The organism is Mesorhizobium sp. WSM4817, assembly GCF_055811135.1.
Genome location: NZ_JBVVQQ010000030.1, coordinates 1 through 21,085 on the forward strand (window position 1 = coordinate 1; position 21,085 = coordinate 21,085).

Below are 21,085 nucleotides of genomic sequence, written 5' to 3' on the forward strand. Positions count from 1 at the left end.
CGGCAGCGTTCCTCCTCCTTGTGGGGAGGGTTAGGGTGGGGGTCCAACTTCGCAAGAACCCCTATTGGAGCGCGGCTTCATTCCAGCTTGGCGCTCTCAGCCCCACTTCATCTCGCCGGTGGCGACCTTGGAGCCGATGTCGAGCGCAACGCCCATGCCGAGGCCGGGGAAGCGGGCTTCCATGGCGCCCTTGAGCGCGGCCGCGTCCTTGGCCTTGGCCAGTTCTTCCTCGAAGGCGATGAGATAGGTTTTGGTGTGCTCGACGCCCGAAAGATCGGTGGCGCCCTGCGGCGTCATGTGGCCGGGCACGACGATTTCAGGCTTGGCGGCAACAATCTTTTCGAGATTGGCGAGCCATGCGGCGCGCTCTTCCCTGGTCGGCGCGTCGGCGATCCAGACATGCACGCCCGAAAAAATCATCACCCCGCCGAACACCGCATTCAGCGACGGCACCGAGAGATAGCGCCGGTTGGCAAGGCCTTCGGCATCGACGATCTCGATGGTCTCGCCATCGACGGTGAGCGTCTTGCCGTCGAAGACTTCGGGGATGGCAACATCGGCGAGCGCCTGTGGGCCATTCTCCTTGAGCTGCGGCCCCCAGACGGCGATTTTCTTGTCGACGCTGCCATTGATGGCGGCCACCGTCTCGGCAGCGGCGATCACCCGTGCCTGCGAAAAAACCTGCTTGATCGGCTTGAGGCCGAAATAATAGTCCGGGTCGGACTGGCTGACATAGATGGTGGTGAGTGTCTTGCCGGTCGCCTTGATCGCCTCGGCCACGGCGCGGCCGTCGGAATAGGTGAAACCGCCGTCGATCAGCAGCGCCTCGGAGGCGCCGGTGATCAGCACCGGGGCGCGAAAGAAGCCGTTTTCGCCGGCCGGAAAATGTTTCCAGGACAGTCCTGCGGCCGCATGGCCAAGCCCGGCGGGAGCGAAGACGGCGGCGGCGCCGGCGGCGAGGGTGGTTTTCATGATGGCTCTCCGTGTGAACATGGATGTCTCCTGGGAGATGCGGAATTCGGGCGAGGCGGGCGTATCTCCCGGCGCAGCCTCGATGTCCGGAAGATGGCAAAAGCCGAATGCGTATTGAAGACCAACAAAATAGACGTAATGTATGCCATTGCCTGACATTAGGATCGCCCCTGCCATGAACCTGAACCGGCTGGCCTATTTCGCCGCGGTCGTCGATGCCGGCTCGTTCACGCGGGCCGCCGAGCGGCTGGGCATCACCAAGGCGGTCGTCAGCCAGCAGGTGGCGCGGCTGGAGCGCGATGTCGGAACGACGCTGTTGATCCGCACGACGCGGCGCGTCCATCCGACCGAGGCCGGCCGGACATTCCATGCCCGCTGCCTGCAAGTTCTGCAGCGGGCCGAGGATGCCTTCGACGAGCTCGCGCAGGCCGCTGCCGAACCGACCGGTACGCTGCGCATCGCCGCGCCCAACGACTACGGCACCTCGGCGGTGGTGCCGGTGGTCGCCGCCTTCAGCACGCGCTTTCCCGCCTGCCGGGTGGAGCTGACGCTGGGCGACGACACTATCGACCTGGCGTCCGGTGGAATGGACGTGGCGATCCGCGTCGGCTGGCTGGCCGATTCCAGCCTGCAGGCACGACGCATCGGCACATTTAGGCAATTCATGGTGTGCGGCGCCGGGTTCGCCGGGCGCTTCCAGGCCGGCGAACCGCAAGACCTAGCCGGGCTGCCCTTCGTCGCCAACCTGGCGCTGCGCGAGCCGCTGCTTTGGCAATTTTCGCGCGGCGACGCCGAGCAAACCGTGCGCATGCAGGCAACGATCGCCATCGACGCGACGCCGGCAGTGCTGGCCGCCGTCCGCGCCGGCGCCGGCCTGTCGGTGCTGCCGGACTTTTTGGTGCGGGATGAACTGGCCGCGGGGCGGCTCGTCCAGGTCCTGCCCGAATGGCGGCTGCCCTCCGGAGGCATCTACACGGTCTACCCCGCCGCACGTTTTCGGCCGCCCAAGGTGACGAGGTTTGTCGAGATGCTGGTTGCGGCTGAGCAGGAGATGGGGGCAAGCGGGGAGGGGCGGGCGCCGTAAGGTCGGAGCGAGGCGCTGATGACCGAAACGCTTGAAGCGCCGAGGCTGAAGCTTCCGATCTCCCCCCTTGAGGGGGAGATGGCCGGCAGGCCAGAGGGGGGCGCTGTCCCGCCAACCTATCAGCGAATTGCATAGCGCAACCGCGCAATTTCCCAGCCCATCACAGTTTGCCCTACTGCAGCTTGAACGCTGACTTCGCGAAGACGATCCCGGTGCTGACTTGCGCCTTGGTCAAAGTGCCAGTCAATGTGATCGGTAGGATAGGAAGTGGGTGCAAATCAGGAAGACAGTGTACTTCGGACGTGCTCTCTAACTTTTATCCTTTTACCCGGCAGCGCCTCGCGGTATAATTAGTTTTCGCTAAAATAAAGGAAGAGCCGTGAAAACGGAAAACCCTCCGCCTTTGGGCGGGGGCAACCTATGGGAGGCTCGCATGCTTAGCGGTTTTGGCAAGGCCTGCGCAGTAATCCTTTTTTCAGGGAACTGCGCTTTCGCCCAATCGGATTTAATAGAACCAGAGGCTGGAAAGTGGAAGACGTGGGTAATCACGTCTGGCGAGGACTTCCGAGTCCCGCCGCCGCCTGACGCCTCCGCCGCAGCAGCCGAATTGGCACAGATGCGGGAACTCTTGGCGCAAAAGGATCCGGCTGCCGCCGACAAAATCACCTTCTGGGACGCCGGCTCGCCTGGGTACCGATGGATCGATCTGGTCAACAATCGCCTTCTCGAAAACCAGCAGATTCCAAATGCGCACCGCGTCTACTCCTACTTGACGATGGCGATGTACGACGCCACCATTGCTGCCTGGGACGCGAAGTACTTCTACAATCGGCCGCGCCCGAGCGAGGCGGACGCGACACTGGCGACTGCGCTGCCGCCGCCGCGGAGTCCCTCCTATCCATCCGAGCATGCCGCAGCCGCCGGAGCTGCCTCGACCGTTCTTTCTTATTTCTTTCCCGAAGAGACATCGTCGTTCAAGGCAATGGCCGAAGAAGCGGCACAGTCGCGTGTCCTTGCCGGTGTCCAGTTCCCAAGCGATTCCTCCGCCGGCCTGGAGTTGGGGCGCAGGGTCGCAGAGCAGGTGATTGCGCGGGCAAAGGCCGATGGCTCCGATGCAGCGTGGAGCGGCACTGTTCCGACCGGGCCGTGCATGTGGGTCGGGAACAAACCCGCCAATGTAACCATGCCAAACTGGAAGCCGATCGTGCTGGCGGCACCCGATGAATTCAGGCCGCCGGCGCCGCCCGACTGCCAGTCCCCGGCCGTAAAGGCCGAGATGGATGCAATCCGACAGTTTGAACGAAAATTCCCTAACAGCTACAAAGCGTTCTACTGGCAAAGCCCATCCGGCCTGTTCACCGACTGGTATGACTATGCCAGCAAGTGGATGTTCGAGGACAAGACGGATACGAACCCGCCGCGTGCCGCGCGGGCTTACGCGATGCTCGCAACGGTCTATTACGACGCCTTTATTGCAAGCAACGACGGGAAGTACGCCTATTGGTATCTGCGGCCCAACATGCTTGACGCGAGCATCACTCCCCTGCTCGCGGTGCCAGCTCATCCCAGTTATCCGTCGAACCACTCCACGCTCTCGACTGCCCGATGCGAGGTCCTAGCGTACCTGTTTCCCGGCCATGCGGAGTTCATCCGCGCGGTTGGCAAAGAGGCGGGTGATTCCCGCGTCTGGGCAGGCATCCACTATGAAATGGACAACCGGGCCGGCGCCGCGCTCGGTAAAGCGGTCGCGGGGAAATTTATCGAGCGGGCAAAAACCGACGGGGCGGACTAGCGGAAGGAAGGAGGCCCTCTTTTGATGCCATGGGTGCTATCGCAAATGGTCGAGACGGCAGTTGGCCGAGACCCGCGAGTTGGTCGCCGGCTTCTGGCTCTGGGAATTTAAGGACCTGGACGAGGCGGTCGCGTGGGTGAAGCGCCGCCCCAGTCCCATGCCGGGACCGAGCAAGATCGAAATTCGGCCGCTGTACGGATGGCCGATTTGCAATCACTCTGACGCCGGAGGTCACGGAAATCCATAACCGGACGCGCGAAAAGCTCAGCCGCATTGGAAAGGGAGGACCGAACATGGCTTCTGTCGCGCGGGTCGCCACATAGACGACCAGCACGAAGTGCTGTGGTGCGCTGCAAGTATGGATTTTCAGAGAGCTGCAGCGAGCGTTTCCAGTAGATTTGTGCGGTGTGCGGACATATCCTGCAACTTTAGGAACGAATGCGGGAGGACCGTCATGCCAAAGAAGGACGTAAGCTTTTCTCGACGCACATTTCTCGGCGGCAGCGCCCTGGCGCTTGCCAGCGGCACGATTTCGATGCCGTTCGTGCGGACCGCGCGCGCCCAGGCGGCGACTTTCAAGGCCGGCGTCATCACGTCTCTGTCGGGCGAGAATATTTCGGGCGGCAATTTGACCAAGAACGGTTACGATCTCTGGGCCGAAGCGGCCAACGAGAAGGGCGGCGTCGAGGTCGGCGGCGAGCGTTTCATGGTCGAGATGTTCTATGGCGACGACCAGAGCAATCCGGCCACCGGCGCTGACGCCGCAGAACGGCTGATCGTGCAGAACGAGGTCGATTTCCTGCTCGGCCCCTACACCAGTGGCTCGACAATCGCCGTTCAGCCGATCTGCCAGAAATATCAGGTGCCGATGATTTCGGGCTCGGCCGAGTCACCCAATGTCTGGTTGGCCAAGCCCGAATTCAATTTCGGCATCATCCCTTCCGTCGACACGACATCCGGCCAGTCGCTGGGCGTGCTGGCGGCGCTGTCAAACCCGAAGGCGAAGACGATCGCGGTGATCGGCGTCAACGAACCCTTTTCGAAGGAGACCGGCGAAGGCTTCCAGCGCGGCGCCAAGGAAGCGGGGCTCGAAGTCGTCGCCTACGAGCTCGTTCCGGCTTCCGGCGATCTCACCCCCGTAATGTCTAAGATCGCCGCCCTCAACCCTGACATTGTCGCGGTGGGCGGGCATGAAGAGCCGCTGATAAATGTGATCAAGACGTCGAAATCGCTGAATTATCGGCCGAAGGCCTTGATCATGCATTACGGCGTGACCAATCCGGCCTTCGCCGAAGCGCTCGGCGCCGATGCGAACGGCACCTCAGGTGTCGCCGTATGGCTGCCTACGGTGCCCTACAAGGACGACCTGTTCGGCACCGCACAGGACTATGTCGCGCGGGCCCAGGCAAAGTTCGGCCATGAGCCCGACTACACGGAAGCCGCCTGCTCGGCCAGCGGCCTCGTCTTCGCCGACGCCGCCAAGCGACTGGGCAAGAAGCCTTCGCTCACCCCCGAGGACCGCGTCGCCCTCAAGGACGCCATCGCCGACACCGACATCACGACTTTCTACGGACCGATCAAGTTCGAGAAGGAAGGCGACCACTATCACGACAACATCCAGCCGGTGCCAGTCATGATCCAGATCCAGGATGGAAAGACCGTCGCTGTCGGCCCGAAGGAAGCGGCCGCGGCCGAGTTCATCTACCCGTTGCCGGCCTGGAAATAATCGCGATTTGAGGCCGGGCGGAGTCGCTATTCGCCGTCGCCTGCTACGCCAGCGGGCAGCATGATGACGGCCGGCTCTTCCAAAGGCCAGGATGTAGGTTGGGCTTTATACTGCGGGCGTCTATTCACACTCGCGCCAAAAGCATGTTGCGGACTTTTTGGACTGACGGACAGGTTTGCCATTGGATCTTTTTCTTCAAACCCTGCTCAACGGCCTGCTGATAGGCGGTGTCATCGCCACGTTTTCGATTGCCTTCCAACTGACCTTCGGAGTGCTCCATGTCATCGACTTTGCGGTCGGCGCGTGGGTCGTGCTCGGCGGCTACTTCGCCTACTACATGGCGGCCTTTCTCGGCATAGACGGGTTCCTCGCCATGCCGATGGCCTTCGTCCTGTTCGGCGCGATCGGCTATCTCATGGGGCCGATGATCTACAATGTTCGAAACAGCCGCACGGCGCGACCCGAACTGATGGCGCTTGCGCTGACCTTCGGCATCTTCACCTTGCTGCGCGGCGGAATGCTGACCGTCTGGGGTTTCAATACGCATAGCGTGCCGACGGCGCTTAGCGGTCACAGCATCATGATCGGCCCGGTCACGGTGCCCCTGATCCGGGTGGCGGCAGCGGCGTTCGCGGTACTCATCGCCGGCGGGCTGTTTTTCTTTCTCTTTCGCACGCGCTACGGGCTGGCGATCCGGGCGACGGCCGAAAATCGCCAGAACGCCGCCTTGATGGGGGTCAACATCCGGCGTCTCAGCGCCAATGTTTACGGGCTCTACGCGGGGATCACGGCGATGTCGGGCGTTCTGATGGGAGGCATCTATTCGGTCAATCCGGAGATCGGCCTGCGCTATACGCTGTTCGCCTTCTTCGTCGCCGTGCTGGCAGGGCTGGGCTCGCTGGGCGGCGCGCTTGTGGCGGCCCTGCTTCTGGGCGTCATCGAAGCCTTTGTCGCGACTTATGGCGGAGCCAGCTACTCGCATCTCGCGATCTTTGCAACGCTCTTCCTTGTACTGTTGGTTTCCCCGCGCGGCATCCTGCGGCGCGGACTGTGAGATGGCCCAGACCATGAAAAATCGTTGGGCCGGCCTGCTTCTCCTCGTCGTCATCCTCGTCGTGCTGGCGTTGCTGCCGGTGCTGGTCAACAATTACTGGCTGCGCATCGCCACCGGCGCGCTGATGTGGGCGGGGCTCGCCTGTTCCTGGAACATGCTAGGCGGCTATGCCGGCTACATCAATTTCGGCCATTCGGCCTTCTTCGGCATCGGCGCCTACGCCACCGCCATCCTGATGGGCGCGGATTTCGCTGTGCCGTTCCTCGCCACCATTCCCATCGGCATGATTGTCACAGCCCTGTTTGCGGTCGTCATCGGCGCGCCGACATTGCGGCTGCGCGGCGCTTATTTCGCCATCGCCACCTGGGCCTTCGCCGAAGTGCTCATGCAGTTCGCCACCGTCGTCGATTTCACCGGCGGAACCGGCGGTATCGGCCTGCCTCCCTTCCTCAACGAGCGCTTCTTCTACTTCGCCATGTTCGCGGCCGCCGTCCTGACCTATTTCCTCACTTGGTCGCTGTTCGAGCGCTCCCGCTTCGGCTTGAAGGTCAAGGCCTTACGGGATCACGAACCGGCGGCCGAAGCCATGGGCATCAACACCTCGCTGGTCAAGTTGCAGACCTTCATGCTCAGCGCCGTCGTCGCCTCCGTGTTCGGCAGTATTTTCGCCTACTGGGTGACCTTCATCAATCCAAAGAGCGTGTTCGGCGGCGACATCACCGACCAGATGGTCGTCATGGTCCTGCTCGGCGGGCTCGGCAGCCTGTGGGGGCCGGCCATCGGCGGCGTCGCGCTGTTCTTCGTCAACCGGCTTATCTGGATGTACTATGGCGATACCGCCTTCTATATCGCCATTCTCGGCGCCGCCATCATCCTGGTGGTGCTGTTCCTGCCCAACGGCATCGTCGGCCTGATTGCGCGGCGAAGCGGGAAATCAGGCAGCGTGCTCGACACGGTGCTCGGACGCCTGCTCGGCTCCCGCCAGAGAGGACGCTCGTGAGCATGACGGCGCAAGCGCCCGCGCCAGGCGACCAGCCCATCCTCTTCGTTCGCGACGTGCACAAGCATTTCGGCGGCATCCAGGCAGCCACCGGCGTCAACCTGGAGGTCGGACGCGGCGAGATCGCCGGCCTCATCGGCCCCAACGGCTCGGGCAAATCGACCCTGTTCAACCTCGTGGCCGGCATGGAGACGCCCGATCGCGGGCAGATCCTGTTCGACGGCCATGAGATCGGTGGCAAAAAGGCCTATACGATAGCCCGCCTCGGCCTCGCGCGCACCTTTCAGATCCCGGCGTTGTTCGAGAACATGACAGTCAGTGGGAACCTTCTGGCCGCGGCCGCTGAGGGTCATTGGCATGGCGCGCACCAGCGGGCGGACGAGACGCTGGCGCTGTTGCATCTCGAACCGGTCGCCAACAACCGCGCGTCCGACTTGTCCGGCGGCCAGCAGAAACTGCTCGAATTCGGCCGCGTGATCATGCGCCAGGCGTCCCTCATCCTGCTCGACGAGGTGACGGCCGGCGTCCACCCCAACATCCGCAAGATCATCCTGGAAGCGATCGCCAGGCTGCGCGAGCAGGGAACCAGCTTCTTCGTCATCGAGCATGACATGGAAATGGTGCGCAATGTCTGCGACCGCATCATCGTCATGGATTCAGGGCGGGTGGTGACCAGCGGCGCGTTCGAGGACATCGTGCAAAATTCCGAAGTCATGCAGACCTATCTAGGGCGTCCGCAATGAGCACGTTGGTCGCAGACAGCGTCGTTGCGGGCTACGGCAAGCAGGAGATCGTCCATGGCGTCTCCCTTGTCGCGGAAGCCGGCAAGATCACCTGCATCTTCGGCCCCAATGGCTGCGGCAAGTCGACCTTGCTGAAAGCGATCGCCGGCGCGCTGCCGGTATGGGGCGGCACAATCGGGCTTGGCGGCGAAACGATCGGCAATTTGCCGGTTCATGAAGTCGTGCGCCAGGGCCTGGTGCTGATGCCGCAGGGCGGCGGCGTGTTTCCACGGCTGACGGTGATGGAAAATCTGCGCATGGGCGGCTACGCCATTGCCGACCGGAAGCTGGTGGACAGGCGCATCGAGGCTCTGGTCGACCAATATCCATCGCTGGCGCGGCGGCGCAAGACCACGGCCGGAGCCCTTTCAGGCGGCGAACAGGCGATGCTGGCGCTGGCGCGCGCGCTGGTGTCGGAACCGCGTTTCATTCTGCTCGACGAACCGTCCGCCGGCCTTTCGCCGGCCATGGTGAGCGAGACGCTGGAGCGCATCAAGGTGCTGACCGCGCGTGGCATCGGCATTCTCATGGTCGAGCAGAATATTCGCGAGGCCATGCCGATCGCCGACCGGCTCTATATCCTGGCCGCCGGAGAAAAGCGCTTCGAAGGCACGCCCGGAGATGTCCGCAACGACCGACAGATCATGGACATCTATATGGGCGGCGCCTGATGCGACCGTCCGCGCCGGCGCCGGCCTGTCGGTGCTGCCGGATTTCCTGGTGAGGGACGAGCTGTCCGCCGGGCGGCTCGTCCAGATCCTGCCTGAGTGGCGGCTGCCCTCCGGAGATATCTATACGGTCTACCCCGCCGCGCGCTTCGGCCGCCCAAGGTGACGAGATTTGTCGAGATGCTTGTTGCGGCTGAGCAGAAGGTAGAGTCAGGCGGGCAGGGGCGCCGAGGCTGAAGCTGCCGATCTCCCCCCTTGTGGGGGAGATGGCCGGCAAGCCAGAGGGGGGCGCTGTCCCGCCAACCTAGATCGCAACTGCGCCGTTACGGCAGCTAAAACTCAAATGCTTGCGTTCTTTCGCGCCCCCTCTGCCCTGCCGGGCATCTCCCCCACGAATTCCCCACGAGTGGGGAGATTGGCCGACATCGGCGCTCGCTCATCACGACTTCGCAACCACAGCCGCATACTCGAGCGCCACCACGCCGTTGCTGAATTGCGTGGCCGAGATCAGCTCGAGCGGCACCTGCTCGCCGGACGGGAACAGCGGCTTGCCCTGGCCGACGGCGCCGGGGTAGCTGAGCAACCTGACGCGGTCGACCAGGTTATGGCGCAGCAATTCCTGCGCGACGCTGAGGCTGCCATGCACATAGATGTTGCGACCGCTGCCTTGCTTCAGTTGCCTGACCGCTTGCGGCAATGCGCCCTTCAGCAGCTCGGCCGGTTTCCAGTCGAGCGCCTTCAAGCTCGTCGACGCGACGTATTTCGGCAGCGCGTTGAACCGGTCGGCGAAATCTCCGGTTTCCTTGGGCCATGAGCCGGCAAAAATCTCATAGGTCGTGCGCCCCAAAAGCATGGCGCCGCTGTCGGCAAGCTCATCCTCCTTGAACCTTTGCATTTCATCGTTCCAGGTCACGCCAGGCAGCCTCTCGACCTCGGCGATGCCATCGACGCTGATGAATTCGGTGACTATGAGTTTTCGCATGGCGCTCTCCTTCTGTCGGAGGACGGACCGCACAGGCCTTTCGCGACACGTTCCGTGAAAATAGCGCGGTCGCTTGTTAGGGGCTTTCCCTATTCGCCTCCAAAGGACCGATACCATGGGGAAAAGCTTCTCCGACCTGGACTAAGTTCCCAAGATCGGATTGGTGTTACATCTGAGGCAGATATTCCCAAAGAACGCATTGCAGGAAGCTCATGGGATTCGGGGTCTTCATTCACCGCCCAGATTCGATCTACAACGACCGCCCCGCAGAGCAATACCAGTTTCCTCGCCCGTATCTACGTCGTGTCGAAGCATGCGTCGGTGACTGGATCATTTACTACGAGCCTAGCAAGGTAACCGATACCCGTGGCTATTACGCGGTAGCCAAAGTCCAACAGGTCATTCCCGATCCTGTGACGCCTGATATGTATCTCGCTCTGATTGAGCCCGGAACCTATCTCGATTTCGTCAATCCTGTCCCGTTCAACGGAACTGACGGTCTCGTTGAACGAGGCTTGCTCAACGACCAAGAGCGGATTTCCGGTCGCGCCCAATCGGCCGTCCGGCCGATCAGTCCAAGCGACTTCAACCGCATTATCGATTTGGGCCTGGAGACGAATGAGTTGTTGCTACCGCGCGTTGATGAGACCGGTACATCTGCTGGCTTTCAGGATGAGCAGGCGCCATTCGAATTCGAGCAGAGCCGTGATCGCGTAAGCTACATCGGATCGCGAATTGTGCGGGATCGCATTTTTCGTCGCATCGTCTTGCGAGCCTATGATGAGCGGTGCGCGATCACGGGACTGAAGTTGATCAATGGCGGCGGCCGGGCCGAAGTTTCCGCCGCCCATATTCGACCGGTCGAAGCGAAAGGCCCGGATGTCAACAACAATGGGATCGCACTGTCTGGTACAGCACACTGGATGTTCGATCGCGGATTGATCAGCCTATCCGATGACTTGGAAATTCTGATCTCGCGACAGGTCAACGACCTCGACAGCGTGCAGGCATTCATAAACAAGGCCCGTCGCGCGCTTCCGCCTCGCCGACAGTTTGAACGCCCGCATGCTCATTTCCTGCAATGGCACCGCGACCATTGCTTCAAGCAGTGAGGCGCGTCGCCGGACACCCGACCTCAGTCGACCCGATGTTCGGCGCCGCGCAACTGATGATGCGGTCGATCATTGCCAACAAGGTGAGGCAGTGTCAGCTCGATCATCTTGATCCGCCCGGCGGTGTCGAAATACCGCTTGCTCCATTTCATGAAGATCGATGCCTTGCTGGCCAAAACGGCTGACATTATGGACGAGCTAAAGCGGGAAGGTGGTCGGTGCAGGGGTGCGCCTCGCGAAGGGGAGAGTTGGAACTGTCGCTTTCGACCCTGAGCTGCCCTTCATGAGGATGTTTGCTGCCTGATAGCTGACATTCACGGCAAGCAGCACCATTCACCAACGAAGATCTTCCCGGCTTGATTGAAGACTGACAGTTACGTGCAAAGCCGACGTCGGACTCGCCCAAGAACCCAGCTAGGGCCATCACAAAAAATTAGCCAGCTACCGACAATACGGGCTAATATCTTGCGAAGTGGATGGTGGGGCCTTTGAAGAAAAAGAAACTGGGCAAGCGAGCGCGCCTTGGCAAGCCCATCGCACAGGTTGCCGCATTGCCTTATCGCCGCACTGCAGACGGAGACGCTGAAATCTTGCTGCTAACGTCTCGGCAAACGGGCCGCTTCATCTTGCCCAAGGGGTGGCCGATGAAGGGTCGAACAGACCCCGAGGCTGCAGCTCAAGAGGCGGGTGAGGAAGCCGAGTAGTGGGCACTTTGCATGAGCAATCTGTTGGCAGCTTCCATTATTGGAAGCGATTGAAGGACACGTTTGGCCCGGTAACCGTTGAAGTATACCCGCTTCACGTGCAGCAGGAGCTGGATGAATGGAAGGAGCAGAAGAATCGAAGACGGGCCTGGCTTAAGCCGGATCAAGCGGCACTCCTGGTCGATGAACCTAAGTTGGCTGCCCTACTGGAATCTATAGCACCTGAACTGGCTCGCTTCTGAAACGCTACAGGATAAAACATGCTCAATTGGTTTCGTGCGCTGTTGCCCCGCGAGGACAAGTTCTTCGACCTCTTCGAGCGCCATTCCCGCATCCTGGTCGCCGGCGCCGAGGCGCTACAGAAGCTGCTCGATGGCGGTGAGGGCTTCGAGCGCCATTGCCGTGAGATCGTCGAGCTCGAGGACCAGGCCGACGTGGTCACCCGCGAGGTGCTGCTCGCCGTGCGCAAGAGCTTCATCACCCCTTTTGACCGTGGCGACATCAAGGACCTGATCCAGTCGATGGATGACGCCATCGACATGATGCACAAGGTGGTCAAGATGGTGAGGCTGTTCGAGCAAACGAGCTTCGAGCCGCGTATGCGCGAGATGGGCGCCGTCATTGTCGAGGCCGCGCATCTGACCGCCGAGGCGATCCCGCTGCTGGAAAAAGTCGGCGCCAATGTCACACGGCTCGGCGCACTTGCCGAGGAGATCACCAAGGTCGAGGAGCGCGCCGACGGGCTACACGACGCAGGCCTTAAGGAACTGTTCCAGCGCCACGGCAGGACCGACGCCATGGCGTGGATCGTCGGCAGCGAGCTCTATGGGCAGCTGGAAAAGGTTGTCGACCGCTTCGAGGACGTCGCCAACGAGATCAGCGGCATCGTGATCGAGAACGTCTGAGCGGATGGACCCGACACTCGCCTTTCCGCTTCTGGTCGGCCTGATCGGGGTTGCGCTGTTTTTCGACTTCCTGAACGGCCTGCATGACGCGGCCAACTCCATCGCCACCATCGTCTCGACGCGTGTGCTGCGCCCGCAATATGCGGTCTTCTGGGCTGCCTTCTTCAATTTTATAGCCTTCATGTTCTTCGGTCTCCACGTCGCCGAGACCATCGGCAGGGGCATCGTCAGCGCCGACATCGTGACGCCGCAGGTCGTGTTCGCGGCGCTCGTCGGCGCAATCGCCTGGAACATCATCACCTGGCTCTACGGCATACCCTCGTCGAGCTCGCATGCGCTGATCGGCGGGCTGGTCGGCGGGGCTGTCGCCAAGGCGGGAAGCGTCGCCATCGTCTGGTCGGGGCTGCTGAAGACGGTCGCGGCCATCGTGCTGTCGCCGCTCACCGGCTTCGTGCTGGCTCTGGTGCTGATACTCACCGTCTCCTGGATTTTCGTGCGCCAGACGCCGTTCGCGGTCGACAATACATTCCGTACCCTGCAATTCGTGTCGGCGTCGCTCTATTCGCTCGGCCATGGCGGCAATGATGCGCAGAAAACGATGGGCATCATCGCGGTGCTGCTCTACTCGCAGGGCATGCTCGGGGGCGAGTTCTACGTGCCCTTCTGGGTGGTGATCACCTGCCAGGCAATGCTGGCGCTAGGCACGCTGTTTGGCGGCTGGCGCATCGTGCACACGATGGGCTCGAAGATCACGCGGCTCAATCCGATGCAGGGTTTCTGCGCAGAGACTGGCGGCGCGATCACGCTGTTCGGTGCGACCTGGCTCGGCATCCCGGTCTCCACCACGCACACCATCACCGGCGCGATCGTCGGCGTCGGCGCGGCACGGCGCATCTCTGCCGTCCGCTGGGGCATAGCCGGCTCGATCGTGATCGCCTGGGTCATCACGATGCCCTCTACGGCCCTGATTGCTGCTTGCTGTTATGGAATCGTGGCACTCTTCAGTTAATGCGGAGCCCAGAAGTTTGACTGACGATCGCGAAGGTCGACTGCTGCCGGGTGCCGGGTGATAACGGAAATAGAGCCGCGCCCGCTCGACCGGCGTATTGACCACAGCCAGGCATTCGACGCCTTTCTCACGCAGGGCCGGCTTGAGTTGCGCCATCGCCGCGACATGGCGCCGGCAGAACGGACAGTGCAGGCCTCGGAACAACCCGATCAACAACGGGCTACGGCCTCGAAAATCATCGAGCGCGATCTTGCCTTCGCGTGAGATCGCATTGAGCACAACATTCGGTGCCCGGTCGCCCGGCTGCAGCGGGCGGTCAACACTACTCGTGGACATGGACAATCTCCTCGCCCCGGGTCGGTCAGGGAAAGCGGCACACCCAGCGTTTCGGAGGCGATCAAGTGCTGGGGCGAAAGCTTCCTGTTCCAAGGCAATAGTTTTCGACCTCTGCCATATTGCCGAGGTCGAGATTACTCGCGTTGCAAGCCCATCATAACACGAAAAAGCATCTGCGGGTCGCCTCCAAATGTGGTGAATGACCTCATGCGAGCGCACTCCCGAATGCTCTTGCGCTGAAGGTCAGGTTCCCGACCTCGATTTGGAGGTTCAAGTCTGCAACGCCCAAGGTCGTCAACGGGTCGGTTTCGGACGAAAAGCGAAGGTCCGCTCCGAAAAGCATCGGGAATGTCTGGAAATGGCGCAAGGCGGTCATTGACGAACAACCGCGTCGCCTGCTTGTCATCCCCTCTTGCCATCCCCACCACCTTCCCCTAATCTCCCTCTGAGAAAACCTTTTCCCAAATCAGCTTGCATCTGCTGACCTCACCAGTCGGCGTCTCGCAGGGTGATTAGAGAAAACCTTTTCCCAACCAAGGAACTCGCCGCGCACCATGGTTTCCGACGCCTCGCCAGCGCCTGCCAAAAACCCGGTCACCCTCCGTGAGGTGGCCGCCACCGCCGGCGTCAGCGTGGCCACCGCGTCGAAGGCTCTCAACGGGCAGGGGCGGATGACGGCCGAGACGCGCGAGCGCATTCGCGAGACTGCGCAGCGGCTCGGCTTTCGCCCGAACAGCCTGGCGCAGAGCCTGTTGCGCCGGCGCTCCTTTACCGTCGGCCTGTTGACCAACGATACCTATGGCCGGTTTTCGCTGCCGGTCATGTCGGGCATTTCGGATGCGCTGGTCGACAAGGGCGTCTCGGTGTTTTTGTGCAATGTCGAGGACGACCAGCGCCTCGGCCAGCTGCATGTCGATGCCATGCTCGACAAGCGTGTCGACGGCATCATCGCAACCGGCAAGCGCATCGATCGCCACCTGCCGGTCGACTTGTCCAACCTCGGCGTTCCCGTGATTTACGCCTTCACCCAGCCCGATCCCGGTGCCATCGCCTTTGTCTCTGATGATGCCGGCGGTGCGCGCCTGGCGGTCGAGCATTTTTGGCGGCTTGGCCGGCGGCGCATCGCCCATGTCAGCGGGCCGGCGAGTTTTGCGGTGGTGCACGCGCGGGCACAGGCCTATCGTGACGTGCTGACCGAGAAAGGCTTGCCGGTCATGGAACCATTGCTCGGATCGTGGTCGGAAGCGTGGGGTCACGAGGCGGTGAAGACGCTTTTCGACGGTAAGCTGTCGAAGCGCGGGGGCGAAAAGCCCGATGCCGTGTTTTGCGGCAACGACCAGATCGCGCGCGGCGTCATCGACGCGCTGCGCGAGCGCGGGCTTGGCGTGCCGGGCGATGTCGGCGTCATCGGTTTCGACAACTGGCAGATCGTCGCCGAGGCAACCCGCCCGCCGCTGACCTCCGTCGACATGAACCTGGCGGCACTCGGGCGCGAGGCCGGCCTCACCTTGCTTTCGCTCGTCGGCGGCGAACCCGCCGAGCCGGGCATCCGAAAACTGCCGTGCCGGCTGGTGGTGCGTCAGTCATGCGGCCGTCCACCGGACGGCTGAGATTAAGACGCCGTGCGGGGAGCGCGGCCTAAGCAGAACCATCAGGAGGAGAACCATGAGAACTATGATTGCCGGGCTCGCTATTGCCGCGAGCATCCTGAGCTTTCCGGCCGCCGCCGCCGAGACCGCCAACATCTGGGTTCGCGCCGACGGCTCGAACTTCATGCCGCGCATCGTCGATGCCTTCAACAAGGGACATGAGAACCAGATCAAGCTGGACATCATCCCCAATGCCGAGATCATCCCGAAATATGGCGCTGCCGCCGCCGGCGGCACAGCACCCGATGCGCTGTCGCTCGATCTGATCTACACGCCGTCCTTCGCCGCCGCCGGCCAGCTGGAAGACATCACCGACTGGGCGAAATCGCTGCCCTATTTCAACAGCCTGTCGCCGGCGCACGTCAAAACCGGCACCTACAAGGACCGCATCTACGGGCTGCCGTTCTCCGCCGATAGCTCGGTGCTGATCTGGAACAAGAAACTGTTCAAGCAGGCCGGCCTCGACCCTGAAAAGGGCCCGACCAACTGGGCCGAGATCGAAGCCTATGCCGAAAAGGTCAACGCGCTCGGCGGCGATATCAAAGGCTTCTATTTCTCCGGCAATTGCGGCGGCTGCAACATCTTCACCTTCACGCCGCTGATCTGGGCGTCGGGCGGCGACATCCTCACCGAGGACGGCTCGAAGGCGACGCTCGACAGCCCGCAGTTGCGCGGCGCCATCGATCTTTACCGCTCGATGGTCAAGAAGGACCTGGTGCCGGCCGGCGCGCAGACCGATACCGGCTCCAACTTCTTTGCGGCGTTTGCCGCCGGCAATATCGGCATCTCGCCGTCCGGCGCCTTCGCCATCGGCGCGCTGAACACGCAATACCCAGACATCGACTACGGCGTCACCTTCCTGCCGGGCAAGGATGGTGGCTGGTCGTCCTTTGCCGGCGGCGACAATTTCGTCGTCACCAAGGGCACGACCAAGGTTGCGGTGGTGAAGGAATTCCTCGATTTCGCCTATTCGCTCGAGGGCCAGACCATCCTGGCGAAATATGGCAGCCTGCCGGTGCGCGGCGACATCGCCAACGAGGCGCTGAAAGATCTGGACCCGCGCTACAAGATCGCCGCCGAGGCGATGGCCAAGGGTCGCACGCCCTATTCGGTGGTGTTCAACGACCTGATCAACTCCGCCAACGGTCCGTGGAACCAGATGGTCAACGAGGTCTTCTTCGGCGAGGACGTCAATGGCGCCATCGCCAATGCGCCGCAACCCTTCCCGGCGACCCCCGATGCGGCGCCGCAGCAGAACGCGCGGGCTACCCCCCCCTTTGCGGGGTGGGGGCCCCGCCGGGCGGGGGGGGGGCGTCGCGGCAGTGCTCGACGTTCTCTTTGCGTCGGCGCGCTGCACAGGCGACCCCACCCCCGACCTTCGGCCGGACCCTCCCCTCAAGGGGGAGGGGGACGTAGCGCTAACGAGAGAGCAGGCATGACATCCATCGCAGCCATCTCCACCCCAACCTCCCGCCGCAAACTGGTCGGCGCCGGCCGCCGGCAGTGGGTCGGCCTGCTCTATGTCGCGCCGGCCGTCGCGCTGGTCGTCGTCTTCTTCATCATTCCGCTTGGCATGACGGCGTGGATGTCGCTGCACAACTGGCCGCTGATGGGCGCGCACTCGTTCATTGGCCTCGACAATTACTGGGCGATCCTGCGCGACACCAGGTTCTGGAACGCGCTCAAATTCACCGGCTACTATACGGTGATCGTCACCATCGCGATCTTCGTCGTCGCCTTTCCGCTGGCACTGTTCATCGAAAGGCCACGGCCGCTGACCGGCTTGTACCGGACGTCTTTCTTCATGCCGGCCGTCATCGGCTTCGCCTCGGCCAGCCTGCTGTGGTCGTGGCTGCTCAATGTCGATTCCGGCCTTTTCAGCCCGGCCGCCTTCGAGCTCGGCCTGACCGAGAAGAAGGTCAACCTGCTGGCGACGTTCCAGCCGGCGTTCTGGTCGATCATCGCCATGGTCGTCTGGAAGGTGGCGGGTTTTACCATGATCATCCTGATGACCGGCCTGCAATCGATCCCGCCGGATCTGCAGGAGGCGGCGATGATCGACGGGGCAGGGCCGCTGGCGCGGTTTCGCGCCATCACCCTGCCGCTGATGCGCCGCACGCTGGCGCTGGCGCTGATCCTGTCGGTTGCCGGCTCGGTGCTCGCCTTCGACCAGTTCTACATCATCCTGCGCGGCGGACCGCGCAACCAGACGCTGACCGCCGTCTACTGGATTTTCAACCAGTCGTTCGTGTCGTTCAAGCTCGGCTACGGCGCCGCCCTGTCGATGGTCCTGCTGGTCATCTTGGTCGCGCTCAGCCTGATCCAGCTGCGGTTGCTGCGCCAACCGGAGGGCGTTGACTGATGGCGCAGGCACGAAGCCGCAAACGCCGCATCGGCATGCAGATCGCCGAGCACGCGACGGGCATCATCGCCTCATTGCTGTTTCTGGCGCCGATCGTCTGGACCGTGCTTTCGGCCTTCAAGCCGGCACAGGAATCGCGCCAGCCGCCGCTGCCGCCCTGGCCGACGACGGGTTTTTCGGTCGAGAACTACGCCACGCTCAACACCTTCGGCGACGGCCTCTGGCTGCCGGCGCAAAACAGCATCTATGTCTCGGTCATGACCGTGGTTTTGTCGGTGATCGTCAGCGTGCTGGCCGGCTACGGTTTTTCGCGCTTCCGCTTTCCGCTGAAGAACCTGCTCTTCGTCCTCATCCTGTCGACGATCATGATCCCGTTCCAGTCGATCCTGACGCCGATCTTCCTGGTGCTGACCAAGATCGGCCTGCACAACACGCTGACCGGGCTGGTCTGCGTCTATGTCACGCTGCAGCTGCCGTTCTCGATCTTCATGATGCGCAACGCTTTCGACGCGGTGCCGCGCGAGATCGAGGAGGCGGCGCGCATGGACGGCGCCAACAATGTCACCATGCTGCTGCGGGTGATGCTGCCGCTGGTCTGGCCGGGCATCGTCACCATCGCGCTGTTCGCGTTCCTCGGCGCCTGGAACGAGTTTCTGGCGGCGCTGGTGCTGATGACCGACCAGTCCAAATTCACGCTGCCGATCATGATGACGGCGCTGCAGTCGGGCCGCTTCGGCGCCATCGACTGGGGCGCGGTGCAGGCCGGGGTCACCGTGATGATGGTGCCATGCCTGGTGCTGTTCCTGCTGCTGCAGCGCTTCTACATCCGCGGCCTCATGGCAGGGGCCGTGAAGTGACCAATCGAACCGAATCGGAGTAAATTGATGACCGCATCGCAATCCGCCAAGCCGGCTGCCGATCTGGACCAAACCGGCAAGTCGGGCAGGCCAAAACGCGCCTTCCGCCCGCTGCCGGTGCCGCAGGTCGATGTGCGCGGCTTCTGGGGTGACCGTGCCGATGCCGTCGCCACCACGACCGCCGGCATCCTCTATGACCGCTGCGTCGAGGCGCGCATGCTCGAGCAGATCGATCCGGATCGGCCATCGCCGGGCGTCGTCATTCCGTTCCACTCACCTTCGCCGGACGAAGCAGCCACCGCCGGCAACGAATTCACAGGATCGACGGTGACGACCCAGATGTTCTGGGACTCTGACTGGGGCAAGACAATCGAGACCGCCGCCTATTCGCTGTACCGCCGCCGCAACGACGCGCTGGAGAAGAAGATCGACGCCGTCATCGACATGTACGGCAGACTGCAGCAGCCGGACGGTTATCTGTCGAGCTGGTACCAGCGCATCCAGCCCGGCCTGCGCTGGACCAATCTGCGCGACTGCCACGAGCTCTACTGCGCCGGCCATCTGATCGAAGGCGCGGTCGCCTACTTCCAGGCGACGGGAAAACGCAAACTGCTCGACATCATGTGCCGCTATGCCGACCATATCGCCGAGACCTTCGGCGCCGAGCCCGGCAAGAGGAAAGGCTATTGCGGCCATGAGGAGATCGAACTGGCGCTGGTCAAGCTCGCGCGGGTCACCGGCGAGCAGAAGTACATGGACCTGGCAAAATACTTCATCGACCAGCGCGGCCTTGAGCCGCATTATTTCGACGAGGAGGCGCGTGCCCGCGGCGCCGACCCAAAAGCCTATCATTTCAAGACCTACGAATACAGCCAGTCGCACAAGCCGGTGCGCGAGCAGGACAAGGTCGTCGGCCATGCGGTGAGGGCGATGTATCTCTATTCCGGGATGGCCGATATCGCCACCGAATATGGCGACGACACGCTGCGCGCGGCGCTCGACCGGCTGTGGGACGACCTCACCACCAAGAACCTCTACATCACCGGCGGCCTCGGGCCGTCGTCGCACAATGAGGGCTTTACATCAGACTACGACCTGCCCAACGAAACCGCCTATGCCGAGACCTGCGCTTCGGTCGGACTGGTGTTCTGGGCGAGCCGCATGCTCGGCATGGGCCCCAATGCGCGTTACGCCGACATGATGGAGCGGGCTCTCTACAACGGCTCGATTTCGGGCCTGTCGCTCGACGGCTCGCTGTTCTTCTATGAAAATCCGCTGGAAAGCCGGGGCAAGCACAACCGCTGGAAATGGCATCGCTGCCCGTGCTGCCCACCCAATCTCGGCCGCATGGTCGCCTCGATCGGCAGTTATTTCTACGGCCTGTCCGACGATGCCTTCGCCGTCCATCTCTATGGAAACAGCACGGCTCGTTTCGATATCGCAGGAACGCAAATGGAGCTGCGCCAGACCAGCAACTATCCATGGGACGGCGCGGTCTCGATCACGATCGAGCCCGAGGCGCCGACGACATTTACCTTGCACCTGCGCCTGCCGGCCTGGTGCCGCAAGGCGGCGCTCAAGGTGAACGGGGAGGCGGTCGATCTGCAGGCGGTCACCAGCGACGGCTATGCCGCGATCCGGCGCGAATGGCGCAAGGGCGACCAGGTCGAGCTCGACCTCGAAATGGCCATCGACCGGCTCTATGCCAACCCGCAGGTGCGGCAGGATATCGGCCGCGTCGCGCTTGCCCGCGGCCCGCTGATCTATTGCGTCGAGGAGACCGACAATGCCGGCCAGTTGCACCGCATCGCCTTGCCGCCGACAGCCGAGATCGAAGCGCATCAGCAGCCGAACCTTTTGGGCGGCGTCGTGACGCTTTCGGCTGTTGCCAGGAAAGAGGCGTTTGAAGACTGGGACAACGGCCTCTATCGCACCGAACCGCCGGCGGTTGACGAAGCAAAAATCACCGCCGTGCCGTATTTTGCCTGGGACAACCGCGAACCAGGCGAGATGCTGGTCTGGCTGAGAGACTCGTGATCCGTGGACGAAGATGATGCCGCCGACGACAGGGATATCTTGAATTTGCCCCGG

Annotated in this window: 18 protein-coding genes and 4 pseudogenes; 19 read left to right on the forward strand and 3 right to left on the reverse strand. The window is 62.5% G+C overall.

The window, feature by feature from the left end:
* Positions 1-96: 96 nt before the first annotated feature.
* Entirely contained in the window at positions 97-993 is an 897-nt protein-coding gene (locus AC0L2K_RS29505; protein ID WP_287256839.1) for an MBL fold metallo-hydrolase, read from the reverse strand.
* 154 nt (positions 994-1,147) lie between these two features.
* On the opposite strand from AC0L2K_RS29505, the gene AC0L2K_RS29510 reads away from it, so the two are divergent.
* The 9 genes and pseudogenes from AC0L2K_RS29510 to AC0L2K_RS29550 form a co-directional block, all read left to right on the forward strand.
* Positions 1,148-2,056: a LysR family transcriptional regulator gene (locus tag AC0L2K_RS29510; protein WP_473533059.1), complete on the forward strand. Its 909-nt coding sequence runs from the start codon at positions 1,148-1,150 to the stop codon at positions 2,054-2,056.
* 433 nt (positions 2,057-2,489) lie between these two features.
* Complete coding sequence (locus tag AC0L2K_RS29515; protein ID WP_473533060.1) at positions 2,490-3,848, forward strand: phosphatase PAP2 family protein; 1,359 nt, start codon at positions 2,490-2,492, stop codon at positions 3,846-3,848.
* Positions 3,849-3,927: 79 nt separating this feature from the next.
* Entirely contained in the window at positions 3,928-4,095 is a 168-nt protein-coding gene (locus tag AC0L2K_RS29520; protein WP_473533087.1) for a hypothetical protein, read from the forward strand.
* 207 nt (positions 4,096-4,302) lie between these two features.
* Positions 4,303-5,574 carry an amino acid ABC transporter substrate-binding protein gene (locus AC0L2K_RS29525; protein ID WP_128188196.1) on the forward strand — a complete coding sequence of 424 codons (1,272 nt, stop codon included), beginning with the start codon at positions 4,303-4,305 and terminating at the stop codon, positions 5,572-5,574.
* A gap of 181 nt (positions 5,575-5,755) precedes the next feature.
* Positions 5,756-6,628 (forward strand): branched-chain amino acid ABC transporter permease, encoded by an 873-nt coding sequence (locus AC0L2K_RS29530; RefSeq protein WP_473533061.1) that lies wholly within the window; start codon positions 5,756-5,758, stop codon positions 6,626-6,628.
* 13 nt (positions 6,629-6,641) lie between these two features.
* Entirely contained in the window at positions 6,642-7,628 is a 987-nt protein-coding gene (locus AC0L2K_RS29535; RefSeq protein ID WP_473533062.1) for a branched-chain amino acid ABC transporter permease, read from the forward strand.
* Between the two features lie 2 nt (positions 7,629-7,630).
* Positions 7,631-8,371, forward strand: coding sequence for an ABC transporter ATP-binding protein (locus tag AC0L2K_RS29540; protein ID WP_473533063.1), 741 nt, complete (start codon positions 7,631-7,633; stop codon positions 8,369-8,371).
* Positions 8,368-9,081 (forward strand): ABC transporter ATP-binding protein, encoded by a 714-nt coding sequence (locus AC0L2K_RS29545; protein WP_027156099.1) that lies wholly within the window; start codon positions 8,368-8,370, stop codon positions 9,079-9,081. Before AC0L2K_RS29540 ends, AC0L2K_RS29545 begins: the two co-directional genes overlap by 4 nt.
* Before the next feature lies 1 nt (position 9,082).
* Positions 9,083-9,315: pseudogene (locus AC0L2K_RS29550) on the forward strand (LysR substrate-binding domain-containing protein); the annotation flags it as partial.
* Positions 9,316-9,517: 202 nt separating this feature from the next.
* Here AC0L2K_RS29550 and AC0L2K_RS29555 read toward each other — a convergent pair.
* A complete protein-coding gene (locus AC0L2K_RS29555; protein WP_473533064.1) occupies positions 9,518-10,060 on the reverse strand; it encodes a dihydrofolate reductase family protein in 543 nt (180 codons plus the stop codon).
* A gap of 212 nt (positions 10,061-10,272) precedes the next feature.
* Between AC0L2K_RS29555 and AC0L2K_RS29560 the strand changes: the two genes are divergently transcribed.
* The 5 genes and pseudogenes from AC0L2K_RS29560 to AC0L2K_RS29580 all read left to right on the forward strand — a co-directional run bounded on the left by AC0L2K_RS29560 (position 10,273) and on the right by AC0L2K_RS29580 (position 13,790).
* Positions 10,273-11,172: an HNH endonuclease gene (locus AC0L2K_RS29560; protein WP_473533065.1), complete on the forward strand. Its 900-nt coding sequence runs from the start codon at positions 10,273-10,275 to the stop codon at positions 11,170-11,172.
* A gap of 14 nt (positions 11,173-11,186) precedes the next feature.
* Positions 11,187-11,445 (forward strand): annotated as a pseudogene (locus AC0L2K_RS29565) (hypothetical protein); the annotation flags it as partial.
* A gap of 430 nt (positions 11,446-11,875) precedes the next feature.
* Positions 11,876-12,118, forward strand: coding sequence for an NUDIX hydrolase (locus tag AC0L2K_RS29570; RefSeq protein WP_473533066.1), 243 nt, complete (start codon positions 11,876-11,878; stop codon positions 12,116-12,118).
* A gap of 18 nt (positions 12,119-12,136) precedes the next feature.
* Positions 12,137-12,781 carry a DUF47 domain-containing protein gene (locus AC0L2K_RS29575; protein ID WP_287326093.1) on the forward strand — a complete coding sequence of 215 codons (645 nt, stop codon included), beginning with the start codon at positions 12,137-12,139 and terminating at the stop codon, positions 12,779-12,781.
* Between the two features lie 4 nt (positions 12,782-12,785).
* Positions 12,786-13,790 (forward strand): inorganic phosphate transporter, encoded by a 1,005-nt coding sequence (locus AC0L2K_RS29580; protein ID WP_287241873.1) that lies wholly within the window; start codon positions 12,786-12,788, stop codon positions 13,788-13,790.
* A 6-nt stretch (positions 13,791-13,796) separates the two neighbouring features.
* Here AC0L2K_RS29580 and AC0L2K_RS29585 read toward each other — a convergent pair.
* A pseudogene (locus AC0L2K_RS29585) lies at positions 13,797-14,126 on the reverse strand (redoxin domain-containing protein); the annotation flags it as partial.
* 554 nt (positions 14,127-14,680) lie between these two features.
* Here AC0L2K_RS29585 and AC0L2K_RS29590 point away from each other — a divergent pair.
* The 5 genes and pseudogenes from AC0L2K_RS29590 (at position 14,681) to AC0L2K_RS29610 (ending at position 21,031) form a co-directional block, all read left to right on the forward strand.
* A complete protein-coding gene (locus AC0L2K_RS29590; protein WP_128169789.1) occupies positions 14,681-15,736 on the forward strand; it encodes a LacI family DNA-binding transcriptional regulator in 1,056 nt (351 codons plus the stop codon).
* A gap of 55 nt (positions 15,737-15,791) precedes the next feature.
* A pseudogene (locus AC0L2K_RS29595) lies at positions 15,792-17,030 on the forward strand (ABC transporter substrate-binding protein); the annotation flags it as partial.
* 180 nt (positions 17,031-17,210) lie between these two features.
* The gene (locus tag AC0L2K_RS29600) at positions 17,211-18,137 is read left to right on the forward strand and encodes a carbohydrate ABC transporter permease (protein WP_473533088.1); all 927 of its coding nucleotides are present in this window, start codon (positions 17,211-17,213) and stop codon (positions 18,135-18,137) included.
* Positions 18,137-18,994 (forward strand): carbohydrate ABC transporter permease, encoded by an 858-nt coding sequence (locus AC0L2K_RS29605; protein WP_023802294.1) that lies wholly within the window; start codon positions 18,137-18,139, stop codon positions 18,992-18,994. Before AC0L2K_RS29600 ends, AC0L2K_RS29605 begins: the two co-directional genes overlap by 1 nt.
* Before the next feature lie 27 nt (positions 18,995-19,021).
* A complete protein-coding gene (locus AC0L2K_RS29610) occupies positions 19,022-21,031 on the forward strand; it encodes a glycoside hydrolase family 127 protein (protein ID WP_473533067.1) in 2,010 nt (669 codons plus the stop codon).
* Positions 21,032-21,085: the final 54 nt, after the last annotated feature.

Excerpts from the sequence above, each read along its gene's own strand:
- AC0L2K_RS29510 (WP_473533059.1), top strand. The coding sequence starts at position 1,148 with ATGAACCTGAACCGGCTGGCCTATTTCGCCGCGGTCGTCGATGCCGGC.
- AC0L2K_RS29580 (WP_287241873.1), top strand. The coding sequence starts at position 12,786 with ATGGACCCGACACTCGCCTTTCCGCTTCTGGTCGGCCTGATCGGGGTT.
- AC0L2K_RS29610 (WP_473533067.1), top strand. The coding sequence starts at position 19,022 with ATGACCGCATCGCAATCCGCCAAGCCGGCTGCCGATCTGGACCAAACC.
- AC0L2K_RS29540 (WP_473533063.1), top strand. The coding sequence starts at position 7,631 with ATGACGGCGCAAGCGCCCGCGCCAGGCGACCAGCCCATCCTCTTCGTT.
- AC0L2K_RS29560 (WP_473533065.1), top strand. The coding sequence starts at position 10,273 with ATGGGATTCGGGGTCTTCATTCACCGCCCAGATTCGATCTACAACGAC.
- AC0L2K_RS29515 (WP_473533060.1), top strand. The coding sequence starts at position 2,490 with ATGCTTAGCGGTTTTGGCAAGGCCTGCGCAGTAATCCTTTTTTCAGGG.
- AC0L2K_RS29575 (WP_287326093.1), top strand. The coding sequence starts at position 12,137 with ATGCTCAATTGGTTTCGTGCGCTGTTGCCCCGCGAGGACAAGTTCTTC.
- AC0L2K_RS29600 (WP_473533088.1), top strand. The coding sequence starts at position 17,211 with ATGACATCCATCGCAGCCATCTCCACCCCAACCTCCCGCCGCAAACTG.
- AC0L2K_RS29605 (WP_023802294.1), top strand. The coding sequence starts at position 18,137 with ATGGCGCAGGCACGAAGCCGCAAACGCCGCATCGGCATGCAGATCGCC.
- AC0L2K_RS29525 (WP_128188196.1), top strand. The coding sequence starts at position 4,303 with ATGCCAAAGAAGGACGTAAGCTTTTCTCGACGCACATTTCTCGGCGGC.
- AC0L2K_RS29505 (WP_287256839.1), bottom strand. The coding sequence starts at position 993 with ATGTTCACACGGAGAGCCATCATGAAAACCACCCTCGCCGCCGGCGCC.
- AC0L2K_RS29555 (WP_473533064.1), bottom strand. The coding sequence starts at position 10,060 with ATGCGAAAACTCATAGTCACCGAATTCATCAGCGTCGATGGCATCGCC.
- AC0L2K_RS29590 (WP_128169789.1), top strand. The coding sequence starts at position 14,681 with ATGGTTTCCGACGCCTCGCCAGCGCCTGCCAAAAACCCGGTCACCCTC.
- AC0L2K_RS29545 (WP_027156099.1), top strand. The coding sequence starts at position 8,368 with ATGAGCACGTTGGTCGCAGACAGCGTCGTTGCGGGCTACGGCAAGCAG.
- AC0L2K_RS29535 (WP_473533062.1), top strand. The coding sequence starts at position 6,642 with ATGAAAAATCGTTGGGCCGGCCTGCTTCTCCTCGTCGTCATCCTCGTC.